The sequence below is a fragment of the Actinoplanes sp. NPDC000266 genome, assembly GCF_042899005.1.
Taxonomy (GTDB): domain Bacteria; phylum Actinomycetota; class Actinomycetes; order Mycobacteriales; family Micromonosporaceae; genus Actinoplanes.
Map to the genome: position 1 here is coordinate 164235 of NZ_JBIAZI010000010.1, position 16125 is coordinate 180359.

At 69.7% G+C, this 16125-nt stretch carries 18 protein-coding genes and 1 pseudogene; 12 read left to right on the forward strand and 7 right to left on the reverse strand.

Features of this window, described 5'->3' with window-relative positions; all coding sequences use genetic code 11:
- Positions 1-323 precede the first annotated feature (323 nt).
- Positions 324-1703, reverse strand: coding sequence for a toll/interleukin-1 receptor domain-containing protein (locus ACFY36_RS36140; RefSeq protein WP_499750396.1), 1380 nt, complete (start codon positions 1701-1703; stop codon positions 324-326).
- Positions 1704-2501: 798 nt separating this feature from the next.
- Between ACFY36_RS36140 and ACFY36_RS36145 the strand changes: the two genes are divergently transcribed.
- From ACFY36_RS36145 to ACFY36_RS36155, 3 genes are all read left to right on the forward strand, one after another.
- On the forward strand, positions 2502-2822 hold the full coding sequence (locus tag ACFY36_RS36145; protein ID WP_499750397.1) for a hypothetical protein: 321 nt from the start codon (positions 2502-2504) through the stop codon (positions 2820-2822).
- A 94-nt stretch (positions 2823-2916) separates the two neighbouring features.
- The gene (locus ACFY36_RS36150; protein WP_499750398.1) at positions 2917-3225 is read left to right on the forward strand and encodes a hypothetical protein; all 309 of its coding nucleotides are present in this window, start codon (positions 2917-2919) and stop codon (positions 3223-3225) included.
- Between the two features lie 10 nt (positions 3226-3235).
- A complete protein-coding gene (locus tag ACFY36_RS36155; RefSeq protein ID WP_499750399.1) occupies positions 3236-4183 on the forward strand; it encodes a zinc metalloprotease in 948 nt (315 codons plus the stop codon).
- Positions 4184-5202: 1019 nt separating this feature from the next.
- Here the strand turns inward: ACFY36_RS36155 and ACFY36_RS36160 are convergent.
- The 4 genes and pseudogenes from ACFY36_RS36160 to ACFY36_RS36175 all read right to left on the reverse strand — a co-directional run bounded on the left by ACFY36_RS36160 (position 5203) and on the right by ACFY36_RS36175 (position 7450).
- The gene (locus ACFY36_RS36160) at positions 5203-5730 is read right to left on the reverse strand and encodes a hypothetical protein (protein ID WP_499750400.1); all 528 of its coding nucleotides are present in this window, start codon (positions 5728-5730) and stop codon (positions 5203-5205) included.
- A gap of 40 nt (positions 5731-5770) precedes the next feature.
- Positions 5771-6400, reverse strand: coding sequence for a maleylpyruvate isomerase family mycothiol-dependent enzyme (locus ACFY36_RS36165; RefSeq protein WP_499750401.1), 630 nt, complete (start codon positions 6398-6400; stop codon positions 5771-5773).
- A 29-nt stretch (positions 6401-6429) separates the two neighbouring features.
- Positions 6430-6930: pseudogene (locus ACFY36_RS36170) on the reverse strand (MSMEG_1061 family FMN-dependent PPOX-type flavoprotein); the annotation flags it as partial.
- Positions 6931-6940: 10 nt separating this feature from the next.
- Complete coding sequence (locus tag ACFY36_RS36175; protein ID WP_499750402.1) at positions 6941-7450, reverse strand: DUF402 domain-containing protein; 510 nt, start codon at positions 7448-7450, stop codon at positions 6941-6943.
- Between the two features lie 83 nt (positions 7451-7533).
- Between ACFY36_RS36175 and ACFY36_RS36180 the strand changes: the two genes are divergently transcribed.
- Complete coding sequence (locus ACFY36_RS36180; protein WP_499750403.1) at positions 7534-7827, forward strand: barstar family protein; 294 nt, start codon at positions 7534-7536, stop codon at positions 7825-7827.
- Positions 7828-7984: 157 nt separating this feature from the next.
- Positions 7985-8833, forward strand: a complete 849-nt coding sequence (locus ACFY36_RS36185; RefSeq protein WP_499750404.1) for a hypothetical protein — start codon at positions 7985-7987, stop codon at positions 8831-8833.
- Here ACFY36_RS36185 and ACFY36_RS36190 read toward each other — a convergent pair.
- A complete protein-coding gene (locus ACFY36_RS36190; protein WP_499750405.1) occupies positions 8796-9611 on the reverse strand; it encodes an NAD(P)/FAD-dependent oxidoreductase in 816 nt (271 codons plus the stop codon). The two genes, ACFY36_RS36185 and ACFY36_RS36190, sit on opposite strands and share 38 nt — an antisense overlap.
- 47 nt (positions 9612-9658) lie before the next feature.
- On the opposite strand from ACFY36_RS36190, the gene ACFY36_RS36195 reads away from it, so the two are divergent.
- The gene (locus tag ACFY36_RS36195) at positions 9659-10249 is read left to right on the forward strand and encodes a helix-turn-helix domain-containing protein (RefSeq protein WP_499750406.1); all 591 of its coding nucleotides are present in this window, start codon (positions 9659-9661) and stop codon (positions 10247-10249) included.
- A 39-nt stretch (positions 10250-10288) separates the two neighbouring features.
- Here the strand turns inward: ACFY36_RS36195 and ACFY36_RS36200 are convergent, their stop codons facing one another.
- Entirely contained in the window at positions 10289-10978 is a 690-nt protein-coding gene (locus ACFY36_RS36200) for a bifunctional DNA primase/polymerase (protein ID WP_499750407.1), read from the reverse strand.
- Positions 10979-11219: 241 nt separating this feature from the next.
- Here ACFY36_RS36200 and ACFY36_RS36205 point away from each other — a divergent pair, with 241 nt between their 5' ends.
- The 6 genes from ACFY36_RS36205 to ACFY36_RS36230 all read left to right on the forward strand — a co-directional run bounded on the left by ACFY36_RS36205 (position 11220) and on the right by ACFY36_RS36230 (position 16079).
- Positions 11220-12452: a helix-turn-helix domain-containing protein gene (locus ACFY36_RS36205; RefSeq protein ID WP_498657879.1), complete on the forward strand. Its 1233-nt coding sequence runs from the start codon at positions 11220-11222 to the stop codon at positions 12450-12452.
- A 70-nt stretch (positions 12453-12522) separates the two neighbouring features.
- Complete coding sequence (locus ACFY36_RS36210; RefSeq protein WP_499750623.1) at positions 12523-13056, forward strand: flavoprotein; 534 nt, start codon at positions 12523-12525, stop codon at positions 13054-13056.
- 45 nt (positions 13057-13101) lie between these two features.
- Positions 13102-13929 (forward strand): Nif3-like dinuclear metal center hexameric protein, encoded by an 828-nt coding sequence (locus ACFY36_RS36215; protein WP_499750408.1) that lies wholly within the window; start codon positions 13102-13104, stop codon positions 13927-13929.
- On the forward strand, positions 13926-14660 hold the full coding sequence (locus ACFY36_RS36220) for a zinc ribbon domain-containing protein (protein WP_499750409.1): 735 nt from the start codon (positions 13926-13928) through the stop codon (positions 14658-14660). Before ACFY36_RS36215 ends, ACFY36_RS36220 begins: the two co-directional genes overlap by 4 nt.
- Positions 14657-15772, forward strand: coding sequence for a bifunctional RNase H/acid phosphatase (locus ACFY36_RS36225; RefSeq protein WP_499750410.1), 1116 nt, complete (start codon positions 14657-14659; stop codon positions 15770-15772). The genes ACFY36_RS36220 and ACFY36_RS36225 overlap by 4 nt, the downstream gene beginning before the upstream one ends.
- 16 nt (positions 15773-15788) lie before the next feature.
- Entirely contained in the window at positions 15789-16079 is a 291-nt protein-coding gene (locus ACFY36_RS36230) for a barstar family protein (protein WP_499750411.1), read from the forward strand.
- Positions 16080-16125: the final 46 nt, after the last annotated feature.

The window sequence follows — 16125 nt, forward strand, 5'->3', positions numbered from 1 at the left end:
CGGCCGACCGACACGGCCTGGGCGACGCGGACCAGCTGCCCGCGCCCGGCCCACAGGGCGAGTTGCGGCCGCCGGGCTTCGGGTGCGGCGGCGCGCATGGTGTCCGGGCCGCCCCTCCACCGTCAAGGGCGCTTCGCGTCGCAAGCGACGGCCACAAACCGGGCCGCCCTGGACGGCGGAGCCTCTGCGACCCTGAGCGGTCAGGGGTCAAGCGGCAGGCCGGTGGCCTGCCCGCACAGAGGCGCGCGCCGCCGCACCCAAGGCGTTGAAATGACTTTTCACACCTGGGGATGTCAAGTCTGGATTGACGATGAACGTCGGCGTTACTGGGATTCTTCCAAGGTCTCCAACTCGGCCTTCCAACCCATGAGGAGGCCACGAATGTCGGCCATGCTGAGGCACGCCTCCCGGATGGTTCGCAACGGGATATTAAGACGCTTGGAAAGTCCGAGTACTCCGCCAATCGCCGTATCTAGCTCCTCGACAGAGGCAAGTGACTCTACACCCGCCGTCGCCAAGTCGCCTACCGTAGCTAGGAACTCTACATTCGACTCCGTATCATAGAAATGCGGATCGGCCTTAGCTTGACCAATAACATAGTTAACGACCTGGTCCCAGTCGCCGTAGTTATCAACCAGCCGTTCCGCAGTCTCGCGCATCTTGTTTGCGATGGGGGTCAAGGTTGACGCCAGGCTGTTCGTTACGGCCAGTCTCTGACTGAAAGATGTGGCTTTGTTAAGACCGGGTGTTGCTTTGTTGGTGACCTCGCTAAGTTCTTGCAGGGATTGCGTAAAACTATTCATGTCTTCAAGAACTTGCGGAGCCCGGTCTTCGACCTCCGCAAATCGTTCAAGCATGCCGTCGCTGACTTCATCTGAAGGGATCGAAGTTATCATTTCTTGATCGGTGCCTTCGATAGATGAAAAGTCCGCAAGCCTATCCTCGATTAGCTCCGCAATCTTGGTTGTCTCGCGTACCCATTCTGCCGATCCGATGTCGACAAAGCGAAGGTGGGAAATGTCCGTGGCTTGGCGTTGAGTGATCTTTGACCATAGGGGATCGCTTGCAAACATCTTCTCAATGCGTTCGCGATCGGCGTACAAGAGTGGCATGACTAGCCTTGCGCTGGAGTTTGCGTCTAGGAATCCAAAGAACTCATTTAGTTCCTCTCGGCATTGAGCGCTTCTAAGGAATGCTGGAGAGACGAAAGCAAGGAAAATCGACGACGATGAAAGCCCGAGTCGAATTCGATCGCGCCAATTTTCTCCTAGCGAGATCGATTGAATATCAAAAAATACACCGACTAAGTGGCCCGTCATGCTTTGGTACGCATTGCCGATGTCCTTGACAAGTTGCGAGACGCGCCCGTGTGTGGCTTCGTCGTCAACGCGTGCATATGAAACGAAGACCGACACGTCTGACCCCGGCCCGGCCGACGCCGGCGTGTCGTCAGGGTTCTCCCGCGTCTCGATCCACAACCTTTGGAACTCCGGGAGGTCCCCTCCGAGCTCTTCGATGATCCTAGCCAAGACGGGCCAGGATGGGATCTTCGTGCCCTTAAGGGCAGAGTTGACCGTTGTGTGGCTCATTCCGCCAATCGCGGTTGCAATGGCTCGACTGCTCGGCTCACCGGCGCGCCGATGCGCTTGCCGAAGAGCTTTCAGGAGCGCTCGCTCTGCATCGGAAACCTCGTACGCCCCCACGGTGCTCCTCCCTCTGGACACCGCCGTACTCTCGTGTACTCTGATGGACGCGAACGGCAAGTTGCCGAACGCGTACGGGCAATCCACGGCGGAGCCGGGTGCCCACTGAGGCGCGGCTTTGCCGCGGAGAGGCGGTGTACAGAAATGTACTTTACCGTAAAGTTGGTATGGATCGTGTTCATGGTGATCGTCTTCGGGCTGGCGACGATTGCCTGGAAGTGGCCCAAGAGCGCCGTGCCGATTGGAGTGGGGATCGCGGCAGCCTCGGCCCTTGCCATGATCCTTAGCTTGTAGGTGAGTCTGGAGTTCGCGGCAGTCGCCCGGGCGGAGCTCTGCTTCCGTCCCGGGGCGGCGCCGATCGACCCGAAGGACTACCTCCTCCGTGACAGCAACGCTGACAGCAACCGTCCCAGATGACCTAGCATGAGCGCGGGACGCGGCAAACACCGTTCCGAGGTCACAACCTCGTGCGGACGACGCCGGACGCCTCGCCCAGGACTTACAAGCGAGGGGTCGTAGGTTCGAAACCTACCGCGCCCACGAGTCGGAGGATCCCCCTGTCCGCGGAACGCGCGGACCACTCCGACCCGTCATATCTTCTCCGGGGCCGAGCCCCGGAGACCCCACGTTCCGTCCGGCTGCGGCTGGGTGGGTGGCGGTGGTGGGGTCCTGTGCCCTGCTCGTCGCGTGGGCTGGCGTTTTCCCCCCATGGTGCCGGTTGGGTCAATGGTGTCCGGGGTTGGGGGAATTGTGCGCGCTCGGCATGAGCTTGGGCTTGACGGGGAGCGGCGGTACTCGGTGATTCTGCCGGTCCGGCGGTGGCTTCTGGTCGAAAAGGTGCTGGACGACTACGAGAGCGTCGAAGGTGACCTGGTGGTCGACCGGAGCGCGGCGATGGCCGTTCGGGAGAGTGTGTACGGGGACGATCTGCGGGCGCTTCCGGGGGACCGGGTGACGACCGTCGAGCTGTCGGGGGTCGAGTGTCAGCTGGTGGCTGACTCGTTGGCTCATCGGGCGGCGGCGGCCGACATCGAGAGCCACGATCACGGCATCGATGTCAGCGGGTCGGAGATCTGGGATCTGCTCCGGGTGCTGGATGCCCAGCTCACCCGTCAGTGACGGCTTGTCGGATCACGGACGGTAAGGGTCTTGGAACCATGCGGGGCTGGGAGTCTGGCCTTCGCATCACCACCCAACGTGCGCGGGCGGTCATATGTCTGATCTCTCTCCGGATCTTTATCAGCGCTGGTACCACTCCTTCGAGGAGGACACCGACGAGGAGGCCGTCTACCGGCCCGCGGATTTCCCGTTCCCGCCGCGGCGGGCGCCCCGGGAAAGCCTCGAGTTCCGGCCCGGCGGTGGCTACATCGAGTACGGCCCCGGACCGGCCGACCGGTCGGCGCCGAGCCGGGGGAGCTGGGAGGCGGAGCAGGCGGACGCGGTTCGGGTGCGGGCCGGCGCGGGTTCGCGCCTGCTGCACATCACGGCGCACGACGGGCAGGTGCTGAAGATCCGCAAGTGACCGACAGGAGATGAGTTCAGTGGACTCCGACGAGATCATCGAAGCTCCCGCACGACGCCGCTGCGCTACCGAGGACGTCCACCGACGGCTGCTGAACGACAGCATCAGTTACCGCGTGGCCCGCACCGACATAGAGAACCTCGCCTTCGCCTACGCGAGCGGCGAGAAGCGTGACGACCGCACCGAGGTCGTGAACATCCCGGTCGTGATCCACGTCGTCTACAGCACCGAGGAGCAGAACGTCTCCCGGGAGCAGATCGACAGCCAGATCGCGGTCCTCAACGAGGACTTCCGGGCGGTGAACCCGGACGTCAAGGACGTGCCCCCGATCTGGCAGGGCCTGGTGGCCGACCTGAAGATCGAGTTCCGTCTGGCCACGGTGGACCCGCAGGGCAACCCGACCGACGGCGTGACCCGGCGGCAGACGACCCGCACCTCCTTCGGCGGCAACGACACGGTCAAGTTCGCCGCGACCGGCGGCACCGACGCCTGGCCCAGCGACCGGTACCTGAACATGTGGGTCTGCCAGCTCAGCGCCGGTCTGCTCGGCTACGCCCAGTTCCCCGGCGGCCCGGCCGAGACGGACGGCGTGGTGATCACCCACACCGGCTTCGGCAAGACCGGCACGGCGCGGGAGCCGTTCGACCTGGGCCGCACGGCCACCCACGAGATCGGCCACTGGCTCAACCTCTTCCACATCGGCGGCGACGACGGCACCGGCTGCGGCGGCACCGACCTGGTGGCCGACACCCCCAACCAGTCCGACCAGAACGTCGGCCGCCCCAGGTTCCCCCGGATCACCTGCGGCAACGGCCCCAACGGCGACATGTTCATGAACTACATGGACTACGTCGACGACGCCGCGATGTTCATGTTCACCAAGGGCCAGCTCGAACGCATCGACGCTTGCCTGGCCGGCCCACGCCAGAGCCTGAAGGGCACCGCACCCACCTCCTGACGGACCCCGGCCGCCGAGCCGGCCGCCGCTCTCGGCACGGCTGCCACGCTCGACACCGGCGGCCATCGGGGAGGGCCGGGCGCAACGGCGCGCCCGGCCCGCGACCCCGTCACATCCCGGCCTCCCCGCCCACCACACCGCGGACGCCACGCCCGCCGCACCCGCGAACGATGCGGGCGGTGTACCGGCGGAGGACGCGCCCGCCGCACCCGCGGACGCCACGCCGCGCCCGCGCACGCCACGCCGCGCCCGCCGCGCCCACCACGCCTGCCGCGCCCGCGGACGATGCGCCCGCCGCGCCCGCGGACGATGTGGGCGGTGTGCCGGTGGAGGGCGCGGCCGCCGCACCTGCGACGACACGCCCGCCGCACCTGCGACGACACGGCCGCCGTACCTGCGGACGCCACGCCCGCCGTACCTGCGACGCCACGGCCGCCGTACCTGCGACGCCACGGCCGCCGTACCTGCGACGCCACGGCCGCCGTACCTGCGGACGCCACGCCCGCCGTACCTGCGGACGCCACGGCCGCCGTACCTGCGGACGCCACGGCCGCCGTACCTGCGGACGCCACGCCCGCCGTACCTGCGGACGCCACGCCCGCCGTACCTGCGGACGCCACGCCCGCCGTACCTGCGGACGCCACGCCCGCCGCACCTGCGGACGCCACGCCCGCCGCACCTGCGGACGCCACGCCTGCCGCACCCGCGGACGATGTGGGCGGTGTGCCGGTGGAGGGCGCGGCCGCCGCACCTGCGACGCCACGCCCGCCGCACCTGCGACGACACGCCCGCCGCACCTGGGGACGCCACGCTCGCCCGCATCCGCGAACGATGCGGCGATGTTCCAACGGAGGCCGCGCCCGGTGTGCCCGTGGATGATGCGGGCGGTGTGCCGGTGTGCGAAGCGCCCGGTGTGCCTGCGAACGATGCGGGCAGGGCGCTGGTGGGCGGCGCGGCCGGTGGCCCGGCAGACGACGCACCGGCGTGCCGGTGGGCGACACGCCCGGCGCGTCCGCGAGCTATGCGGGTGGGGCGTCGTCGGGTGACGTGACCGGTGTGCTGGTGGGCGGTGCGGGCCTGGTGGTGGGGGAGTGCCAGCGTGCGCCCGGGGCCAGCTCGCCCAGGTATTCCAGGCGGGACCTGATGCCGCCGTTGCTGCGGCCGAACTCGGACATCAGGTCTCGGGGGCGGGCGCCCTCGCGGTAGCGGGTCAGGAGGCGGTCGTCGTCGTCCGGGGTCCAGCGGGCGCCCTGGTTGGGGTGGCGGCGCTCGGGAGGTGGCGCGTCGCGGGCCGAGGAGGACGGCTGGGTCATGGCCAGCAGGCCGGCCAGGGTGGAGGTGAGCACGTCGGTCAGGCCGGGCAGGTCGGACGGCTCTATGCCGGCGCTGATCTCGCTCAGCACGTGGCCCTCGGCGTCGCTGCTGACGATGCAGAGGTCGAAGCGGTCGTCCTCGGCGGGGAACGAGGTCACCTGATATGCCGTGCCGTCCAGCACGAGGCGGCGGTCGAGGGTGATCGGTGCGGTTCGGAACGCGGTGTCATTCATGGCCGGGAAGTTAGACCCACCCCCCGACAGTTTCGGGTGATCACTCCAGGCGGGACGCCAGCAGCCGTACCCCGGGACCGTCCAACTCGCCCAGGACCGTCCGCCGGCCGGTCATCGCCATCATCAGGGCCTCCGCCGGAGCGGTCACCGGCTGGCCCTCGCCGAAGCTCCAGTCCAGGTCGGACGCCTCGAAGCGCAGGCCGGCCAGCCACGCCTTCTTCGTGAAGCCGACCGGGCGGCCCGTGGTCAGGAAGTCCAGGGCGATCCGCAGCGAGTCGAGCGGCAGGTGGTGGGGCAGGCCCAGCGGCCGCCGGATGTCCTGCCCGTGCACCAGCAGGTCGGTGAGCTGGCCGGGATAGCCGACCACCGGTGGCTTGAAGTCGTTCTCGGCGTTGCGGCGCAGGCCCTCGGCGATTTCCTCGACCGGCAGCCGGCCCAGCGACTGTGCCAGCAGCGCGTTCGCCCGGTGCAGCCGGAAGCCCGAGCGCATCATGGCCGACAGGGTCGCCCCGCGCGGCGCCTCGACCGCGGCCAGCAGGTGGGCCGCCACCTCGCGGACCGTCCAGTCGCCGCAGAGGCTGCGGACCGCCAGCTGCGACGGCGTCAACGATTCGAGAAGGTCGGCGATGGCTCGCCGCTGTTCGGCGATGGCTTGGCGGACGAAGCTCATCCGTAGAGCTCCTCCAGCGCCGCCGCGGACGGCGCCCACGAGGCCGGCTCCCACAGCGCGGAGCGCAGGAACGCCTTCGAGCAGTGGTAGAAGACCTCTTCGATCTCCACGAGCAGGGCCAGCTCGGGCCGATGGCCGTGTACCACCATGCGGTCGAAGAGGTCGTCATCGCGTACGAGGGAAGCCTGGCCGTTGATCCTCAAGGTGTCGCCCCGGCCGGGGATCATGAAGATGAGGCCGACGTGCGGGTTGTCGATGATGTTGTGGAATCCGTCGGCGCGCCGGTTGCCGGTCCGCTCGGGGATCGCGATCGTCGTGGGGCCGAGCACGACCGCGAAACCGGGCGGATCGCCTTTAGGGGAGATGTCCGTGTTGCCCTCTCCGTCCGACGTGGCCACCAGGCAGAACGGGGACGCCGCGAGCCAGTCGCGGTCGAGGTCGTGCAGCTCGGGTCGCACCTTGGACGCCACTCGGGGGATCGGTGTTCCGATGATGTCGCGAAGCTCGTCGTGCGTCGTGATCCGCTGCATGCCGACCACTCTAGGTAGGCGACCCAAGCCATTTGCGATAGTGCGACGCGAACGGCTCCCGATCGAGCTCGAGGGCCTCGTGCAGGGCCGCCGCGCCGGCCAGCGCGCCCGCCACGATCTCCGGTGGATAGCCGAGCTCGCGACGGTGCTGTTCGAACTCGTCCTCGTCCTCCACCTCGACCCGCTTGCCCTTGCGGTAGCGGACCAGGTCGATGTCGAGGTCGATCACGGTGATCTCGGCCGGGCCGGTCCAGCGGGCCGGGGTGATGATGTCGCAGTAGAGCTCGCGCCTGTCCGGCTCGGCCAGGAACATGGCCATCCACCAGCCCTCGGCCGGGATCAGCCGGACGGCGTCGACCCTGGTCACGCCGGTCGGGCGGCGGCCGTAGTGATAGGTGACGACGGTGCCGCGCGGCGTGGACAGCCACGTGCCGAACTCGTCCTCGCCGAGCAGCCGCGCGGTCACCTGCCGGTGCGGTCGCCCGTCGAACTTGCGCAGCACCAGATCGACCGCATCCACCCGGCGAGGCTACATCGATCACCATCGGGGGACATGTCCGGCCGCCCCGATCCGGCGCGCCGCCGTGATTCGTTTCAAAGGCCGTGAAGGTCGTCATCGACGGCAGATTTGTGCTGGACGAGGCTGACCTGCAGGCGCGACTGGCCGGGGCGTTCGGCTACGGCCCCTTCTACCGGCGCGATCTCGCGGGCCTGCGGGACCGCCTGTGCGCCGGCGACCCGCGTCCGCTCGAGCTCACCTGGATCCACGCCGGCGCCGTCCGGCTGGCCCTGGGCGGCGCCCTCTTCCGGGACTACCTGGCGGTCTTCGAGGCGATCGAGGTCGCCGACGAGCGCAAGCACTGGGCCGAGCGTTTCATCTTCCGGCTGTACGAGTAACCGACTCGCACCCGATCGCCTCCTCAACCCGCCACCGTCGCCACCGATTGCTGAGGGTGCCGGCAGGGAGAACCTGCCGGCGGGCGGGCCCCGACCGGTTTCCCCCTGGCGATCGGGCCCGCCCGGACACCCGAAGCGAACGAGCGAAGGAGCGTCGATGGACCGCGACCTGCACGTCGGCATCGACGCCACGAAGATCGTCGTCAGCGCACAGCCGATCAAGGCCCGCGCGGGCCGGGCCACCCGGCACCGCGCCGGATCGCTGACCGAGATGATGCCGGTGGCGCCCAGCGGCGCCACCCGCGAGGAGCGCACCGCCTTCGCCTGCCGCCTCAGTCTCCCGCTGGCCTTCCTGACCGCCCTGGCCGCCGCGGCCGGCGCGCCGTGGTGGCTGCCGGCCCTGGCCTCCGTCGCGACCGTCGCCGCCGTCTGGCGCCGCCAGGCCCGCGCCGCCGCCGAGACCGACTTCGAGCTGCCCCGCGACCCGGAGGGCCGGGTGCTGGTCGCGGCCGAGGAGCGGGCCGTCTTCCAGCGGGCCGTCCGCGTGGCCCGCCGCGTCCGCCGCGCCTGGCCGGCGCTCCCCGGCATGATCGACTCCACCGCCGACCACTCGCTCACCCGTGCCCTGGACGATCTGGCCACCCTGCTCGTACGCCGTCAGGAGCTCCGTCGCCTCCGGGCCGGGCTCGCGGCCGTACCCGATCAGAACGTCCCCGCCGACAGCCCGGCCGTTTCCGCCCTGTCCGAGCAGCGTGACCAGGCCGAGCGGCTCTGGCGCGAGGCCGGCCGGGAGGTCAACCGGATCCTGCGCGGCCTCGACCGGACCGCGCTGGCCCAGGAGTCGCTGCTGCGTGAGCGGCACATCGGCGAGACCGCCCGGCACGCCGAGCTGGCGCTGGCCGGCCTCACCCCGGCCCTCCCGGCGGCCGACCCGGACCTGGAGCTGGCCGAGCGTACGGACGCCGTGATCACGGCGTATCGGCAGCTGGCAGCAGGTCGAAATTGATCATCGCGCCCGCGGTCAGCCCGGCCGCGGCCGAGGTGATCACCTGGGCCATGGGGTCGGCCACGTTGCCGGCGACCCAGACCCCCGGGACCTCGGTACGCCCGGACGGGTCGACCGCGGGGATGTAGGTGCCGATGCCCATCGGGTGCTCCACCGGCTTCAGCCCGATCTCGTCCAGAAATCCGCCACGCGCCTCCATACGGGTGGTCACGACCAGATAGTCGCGTTCCACGAAACGGCCGTCCTTCAGCCGTACGCCTCCGTCCTCCACCGCGGCCACGTCGTCCTCCGCCAGCGGGATGACGTCGGAGCTCCACTGCTTCCACAGGCGTACCTTCTCCGCGTCCCCGAAGACGCCGATCGCCCTGCCCCGGACCTCGTAGCCGTGGCAGTAGGGGCAGTGCAGGACCATCGAGCCCCAGCGCTCGGCCAGGCCCGGAATGTCCGGTAGCCGGTCGGCAAGCCCGGTGGTGATCAACAGCCGTTTCGCCCGGAACGTCCCGCCGTCGGAGAGCTGGACCTCGAAGCCCGGGCGAACCGAGACCACCGAACCCTCGATCACCTCACCGCCGTACTTCAGCACCTCGGCCCGGCCCGCCGCGTGGAACTCGGCCGGGGTCATCCCGTCCCGGGTGAGGAAGTTGTGGATGCCGTCGGCCGGCGCGTTCCGCGGCGCCCCCGAGTCGATCACCAGCACCGAGCGCAGCGCCCGGCCCAGGGCCACCGCGCCGCTGAGGCCGGCCGGTCCGCCCCCGATCACCATCACGTCGTAAGTCATGACCCGATGGTGGACGCTCCGTGCCGAAATGCGGAAACATCTTTGCCATGACGGCAAAAGAAGACGATGTCCTGGCCGAGGTCGGCCCCCGGCTGCGGCAGCTGCGCAAGAAGGCCGGGATCACGCTGACCGCGCTCTCCGAGACCACCGGCGTCTCGGTCAGCACCCTGTCGCGCCTCGAGTCGGGACAGCGCAAGGCCACCCTCGAGCTGCTCCTGCCGCTGGCCCGGGCCTATCGGGTGCCCCTGGACGAGCTGGTGGGGGCGCCGCCCACCGGCGATCCCCGGGTCTACTCGCGGCCGATCAGCGCGTTCGGCCAGACGATCATCCCGCTCTCCCGGCAGCCCGGCGGCCCGCAGGCGTTCAAGCACCTGATCCCGGCCGGCCAGCGGCAGGTGCCCGAGCCCAAGACCCACGAGGGGTACGAGTGGCTCTACATCCTCAGCGGCCGGCTGCGGCTGATCCTCGGCGAGCACGACCTGGTGCTCCCACCGGGCGAGGCGGCCGAGTTCGACACCCGGGTGCCGCACTGGTTCGGCAGCGCCGACGGGCAGGCCGTCGAGTTCCTGACGATCTTCGATCGGCAGGGCGCCCGGATCCACGTTCGTGCCAAATCCAGAAAGCACTCCGACGAGTGACTTCACCCGCCCTTGTTACGGGACTAGGGTTGTTACCCATCATGTGCCTCTTCGTGTGGTCGACAGTTGCCTGGGGACAGTGACGTGCCGCTCCGGGAGCGTGCCGAGCGCGTCCACCAGAAGGCTCTGCACGACCTCGGCGTCGGGCAGCCACCACTGTGCCCGCTCCGGGGGCACGGCCCAGCGCACCGGCCCCTCGATCATCCGGCTCGGCGCGGCCGGCACCCACGAGCCGGTCCCGTGACGCACCACGTCCAGCCGATGGTCCAGTTCGGGCCGCAGCGGCACGCCGGCCCGCACGAGGAACATCCACCGCCCGGCCGCCGTCACCGCGACCGGGCCGCGGGCGTCGGCCCGCTGAACTCCCAGCACTCCGGTGTGCAACCGGGCCGTGCCCAGCACCCGCAGCCCGAGCGCCGCCGGCACCTCCAGCGCGTCGAAAAGCCGCCCGGTCGCCAGCAGCACGCTGTGCGGCCGATGCCGCCACCACGCCTGCACCTGTGCGGGATCGGCGCTCGCGCTGTCCTCCCACGACTCCAGCGCGGGATGGCAGGCCATGATCGGGCATCCGGGCCGTCCACAGACGAGCCGGTGCCCGGCGAGCCAGGCGCCGGGGGTGACCGCCCAGCCATGCGCGGCGTACCGCAGAGCGGCCCGCCGCAGGCGCCGCCGTTCGGCGATCTCCATGATCGCGGGTGGTACGAACGGCCGACTCACGGTCCACTGCATGGCTCGATAACCCCCGATCTGGGTGGGCCGGTGCCATATCAGCTCCGAGTGCCGTATCCAAGCGCGACACGCATCGTTGTTTCCGGCAGATCCACCCTTTGCAAGTTGCAACAAAAACTACGAGCATCGGTGAGCAGGCGATCACACACGCTGTGCGACGTGAGCACACGTGGAGGGTCCAGACTGCAGATGACACAAGGGCTCGCCGGCGGGGGTCGCCGGGCGAGTCGGGGGAGGCACCGTGGACGAGCTGCCGATCGGCCGCCGCGTCGCCTATTGGCGCGGCCGGCGCAAGATGTCCCAACAGGTCTTCGCTGACCGGTTGGGCAAGTCCAAGAGCTGGGTCGACAAGGTGGAACGAGGCGTCCGCCGGCTCGACAAGTTCTCCGTCGTCTACGAGATCGCCGACGTCCTGCAGGTGGACGTCCAGCTGCTGCTGGGCAAGGACGTGGAACGGCGTCCGGAGACCCAGAACTGCATCGACCAGGTCGAGGTGGAGGAGATCCGCGCCGCCCTGGAGCGCTACGACCAGATGAGCGCGTTCTTCCAGGCGGTGCCACACTCGCCGCCGCTGGTCGAGATGCGCAAGGCGGTGAGCCACGCCTGGCTGACCTATCAGCACGCGAAGTACGGCGTCCTGGCGAGGATGCTGCCCAAGCTGCTGCGCGACGCCCAGGCGGCGGACAGCGCCTACGCCACCGGCTCGGAGGCCAAGGACGCGGCCCACCTGCTCGGGCAGGTCTACCAGATCGCCTCGTCGGCGCTGCGCAAGGTGGGCGAGCACGAGCTCTCCTGGCTCGCGGCCGACCGTTCGATCGCGGTGTCCCAGCGGGCCGGCGACCAGCTCCTGGCCGGGCTGGCGTCCTATCGCGTGGGCAGCGCGCTGCTGGCGCTCGGCCGGGTCCGCCCGGCGCTCGAGGTCAACGTCAACATCGCGAACCGGCTCGCGCCGAGCTTCGATCGACCCCAGGGCCAGGGCGAGAGGCTTTCGGTGTACGGCATGTTGCTGCTCAACGGGGCGATGGCGGCCGCGCGTATCGGCGACAGCGCGACCGTGCGCGATCTGCTCTGCGGCGCCGATCAGGCGTCGAAGGAGCTGGGTGGCGACTTCAACCACTACTGGACGAGCTTCGGCCCGACCAACGTGCAGCTGCACCGCTGCGCCACGGCGGTCGAGCTGGGCGACGGCCGCACCGCGGTCGAGGCACACGAGAGCCTCGACATCGTCGGCTTCAACGCCATGCTGCCGGAACGCCGGGCGCACCACTTCCTCGACATCGCGCGCGGCTACACGCAGATCGGCAACATCGACAAGGCCAGCGAGATGCTCCTCGAGGGCGACCGGCTCGCTCCGTCGGAGATCCGTTGCCGCCCGCTCGCCCACGAGGTCCTTTCCGACGTGCTCCGCCGTACGCGGGGCGCGCCACCGGCTCCGATCGCGGAGCTGGCCGAGCAGATGGGAGTCGGCGTATGAGGGCGGTCCGCAGGTGACGATCGGCAACCCCGCACCCGGCGTGCTGTACGTCCTGGTCTGTGGTTCTCCCATGGCGCGCGACGTCGGCATTCTGGTCACCCTGGCCCAGTCGGAAGGCTGGGAGGTCTGCGTGATCACCACGCCCGACGGCCGCAAGTTCGTCGACGTGGAGGCGCTACAGGCGCAGACCGGCCATCCGGTGCGTACCTACTACAAGAGTCCCGGCGACCCCGACGTTCTGCCCGACGCGGACGCGATGATCGTCGCGCCCGCGACGGTGAACACCGTGAACAAGTGGGCCGTCGGCATCACGGACACGCTTGTCCTCGGCCTGCTCGTCGAGGGCTATGGATACGGCGTGCCGACGGCCGTGGTGCCGTACACCAATAAGGTCATGGCCTTGCATCCCGCCCTGCACGAGAGTCTGGCGAAACTCCGGGACTGGGGCGTGCACGTGCTGTACGGCGAGGACGTGTGCCGGCTGGGCGGTCCCGGCCAGACCGATCGTTACCGGGGGCAGTTCCCGTGGCGGCGGGCCCTCCAGGCGGTGAGCAACCCGGTGACCATGAGCGGCAGCCGGGCCGAGCCCGGCGCGGTGGGCTGAGCTACTGACCACCTCCACCCCTTCGGCCCGATAGAGTTGTCGGCCGTGACCGACACTGCCGCCGTACCCACCGTCCGGGACGTCATCGACGCGCTCGACCGGCGTTATCCCCGCGAGTGGGCGGAGTCCTGGGACCGGGTCGGCATGGTGCTGGGCGACTTCGACCACCCCGTCCGGCGGGTCCTGTGCGTGGTCGACTGCGTGCCCGAGACGGCCGAGGAAGCGATCTCCGTGGGCGCCGACCTGATCGTCGCCCACCACCCGCTGCTGCTCAAGCCGGTGTCGTCGATCGCGCCGGACACGTACAAGGGGCGCATCATCCACCGGCTGATCCGGTCGGACGTCGCTCTTTACGTCGCGCACACGAACGCCGACGTGGCCAATCCCGGCGTTTCGGACGCGCTGGCTGTTCTCCTTGGCCTGCGAGATCTCCGACCGTTGGTTCCTGGGGATGACGGCCGCGGTCTGGGGCGCATCGGCGTGCTCGACCCTCCGATGGATTTGTCGGAATTAACGGGATTTGTCGCATCGCGGCTCCCGGCCACCTCGGCCGGGGTGCGGTCGGCGGGAGATCCTTCATTGGTCGTACGGACCCTGGCCGTCTGCGGTGGCGCCGGTGACACCTTCCTGGCCGACGCCGCGCGGGCCGGCGTGGACGCGTACCTTTGCGCTGATCTTCGTCACCACCCGGCGAGCGAACACGTCGCCGGCGAAGGCCCGGCGCTGATCGACGTCGCCCACTGGGCGACGGAACGTCCCTGGCTCGACGACGTCGCGGCGTGGCTGCGCGGCGAGTTCGGCTTCGACGTCGTCGTGTCCGACCTGGACACCGACCCCTGGACCCTTTTTCGAAAGAAGGAGCCCCTGCCGTGAAGGCCTCCCCGGAAGCCCAGCGCCGCCTGCTCGACCTTCAGGCCGTCGACACCGCCCTGGCCCAGCTCGCGCACCGGCGTAAGACGCTGCCCGAGCTCGCCGAGATCGACACGGTGTCGCGGGAGCTCTCCGCGCTGGAGGACGAGCGGGTCCGCGCCCAGGTCGCCGTCGACGACCTCGAGCGCGACATCAGCCGCTTCGAGAAGGACATCGAGCAGGTACGCATCCGCAAGGACCGCGACCAGAAAAGGCTCGACGCCGGTGGCGCCCTCAAGGAGATCGAGGGCCTCCAGCACGAACTGGCCACCCTCAACCGGCGCCAGTCCGAGCTCGAGGACGCCGAGCTCGAGCTGATGGAGCAGAAGGAGTCGGCCGAGTCGGCGCTGGCCTCGGTCCGGGAACGCCTCGACGCCGCCCTGGCCCGCCGGTCCGAGGCGGAGGCCCGCCGCGACGAGACCCTGGCCGACATCACCAAGGAGCAGGAGTTCAAGCAGTCGTCGCGGGCCCCGCTGGCCGCCGACCTGCCGGCCGACCTGGTCACCCTCTACGACAAGATCCGCCTCGACTCGGGTCTCGGCGCCGCCCTGTTCCAGTCGGGCCGCTGCGGCGGCTGCCGCATCGAGCTGTACGGCGCCGACCTGGCCCGCGTGAAGGCGGCCGCCGCCGACGACGTGGTGCGCTGCGAGGAGTGCCGCCGCATCATGGTCCGCACCAAGGAGTCCGGCCTGTGAGCCTGCGCGTCGCGATCGAGGCCGACGGCGGCTCCCGGGGCAACCCCGGCCCGGCCGGCTACGGCTCGGTGGTCCGCGCCCACCCGACGGGCGAGGTGCTGGTCGAGCGGTACGGCGCCCTGGGCGTGACCACGAACAACGTGGCCGAGTACACGGGTCTCATCGAGGGCCTTCGCGCCGCTCGCGAGCTCAACGCGACCGAGGTCGACGTCCGGATGGACTCCAAGCTGGTCGTCGAGCAGATGTCCGGCCGCTGGCAGATCAAGAACGCCGGCCTGCGCCCGCTTGCCGCCGCCGCGGCCGCCCTGGTCAGCGAGTTCGAGCGGGTCTCGTTCGAGTGGATCCCCCGCGAGCGCAACAAGGCGGCCGACGCCCTGGCCAACCGGGCCATGGACGAGGCCGCGGGCAAGCCGGTGCGCGAGGTCGTGGTGGAAGATCTGGTCGCCTCCTCCGCTGTTCCGGCCCCGCGCTCCTGGGCGCCCCCGTCCCTGGACAACGCCACCCGCCTCATCCTGGTCCGCCACGGCGAGACGGCCCTGACGAAGGAGGGCCGCTATTCCGGCCGGGGCGACGTGCCCCTCTCCGACGAGGGCGAGGCCCAGGCCATGGCGGCCGGCGGCCGGGTGGCCGGCATCTCAAGGGACGTCACGGCCATCGTCAGCTCACCGCTGAGCCGGTGCGTGCGCACGGCCGAGCTCATCTCGGCCGAGGTCGGCGGTGTTCCCGTGACGGTGATCCCCGACCTGATCGAGTGCGACTTCGGCGACTGGGAGGGCCTGACCTTCGCCGAGGTGAACGACCGCTGGCCGGCCGAGATGGCAGCGTGGCTGGAGAAGACGAGCGTGGCCCCGCCGGGCGGCGAGTCCTTCCAGGCCGTGGCCAAGAGGGTGCGGGGAGCCTTGCAGGCGGTCCTGGACTCCTACCCGAGCGGCGTGGTCGTCCTGGTCTCCCACGTGACCCCGATCAAGCTGATCCTGCGAGACGCCTTGGCGGCCTCCGACGCCTTCCTCCACCGCCTGTTCCTGGACGCGGCCGGCGTCTCCACCATGGACATCTGGCCCGACGGAAACATCGCGGTCCGCACGGTCAACGAAACGGCCCACCTGCGCTGAGCCCTCTGGAGCGATTGTGCTTGGAGAGATACAAGGGGCCGACATAGGGTCCGAGCTCGATTTTCACCGCGCGGTGGCCGGTGCCCTCGACCTCGGGCCCTATCACGGGCGCAACCTCAGCGCCCTGTGGGACGCGCTTTCCGCGAATGTCGAGCGGCCCGTGTGCCTGATCTGGCGGGACGCGGACATCAGCCGGCGGCGATTGGGCGACGATCTCTTCGATCGGATCCGGGACATTCTCGACCGGGTGGTCGAGCAGGATCGATCTTCCGGCTGGGTCGAGCGTTTCGAATACGAGCTTCGGTGAGCCGTTTCAGGAAGGCTTTCGTCCGGAACTGGGGCTAGCGTGCGGG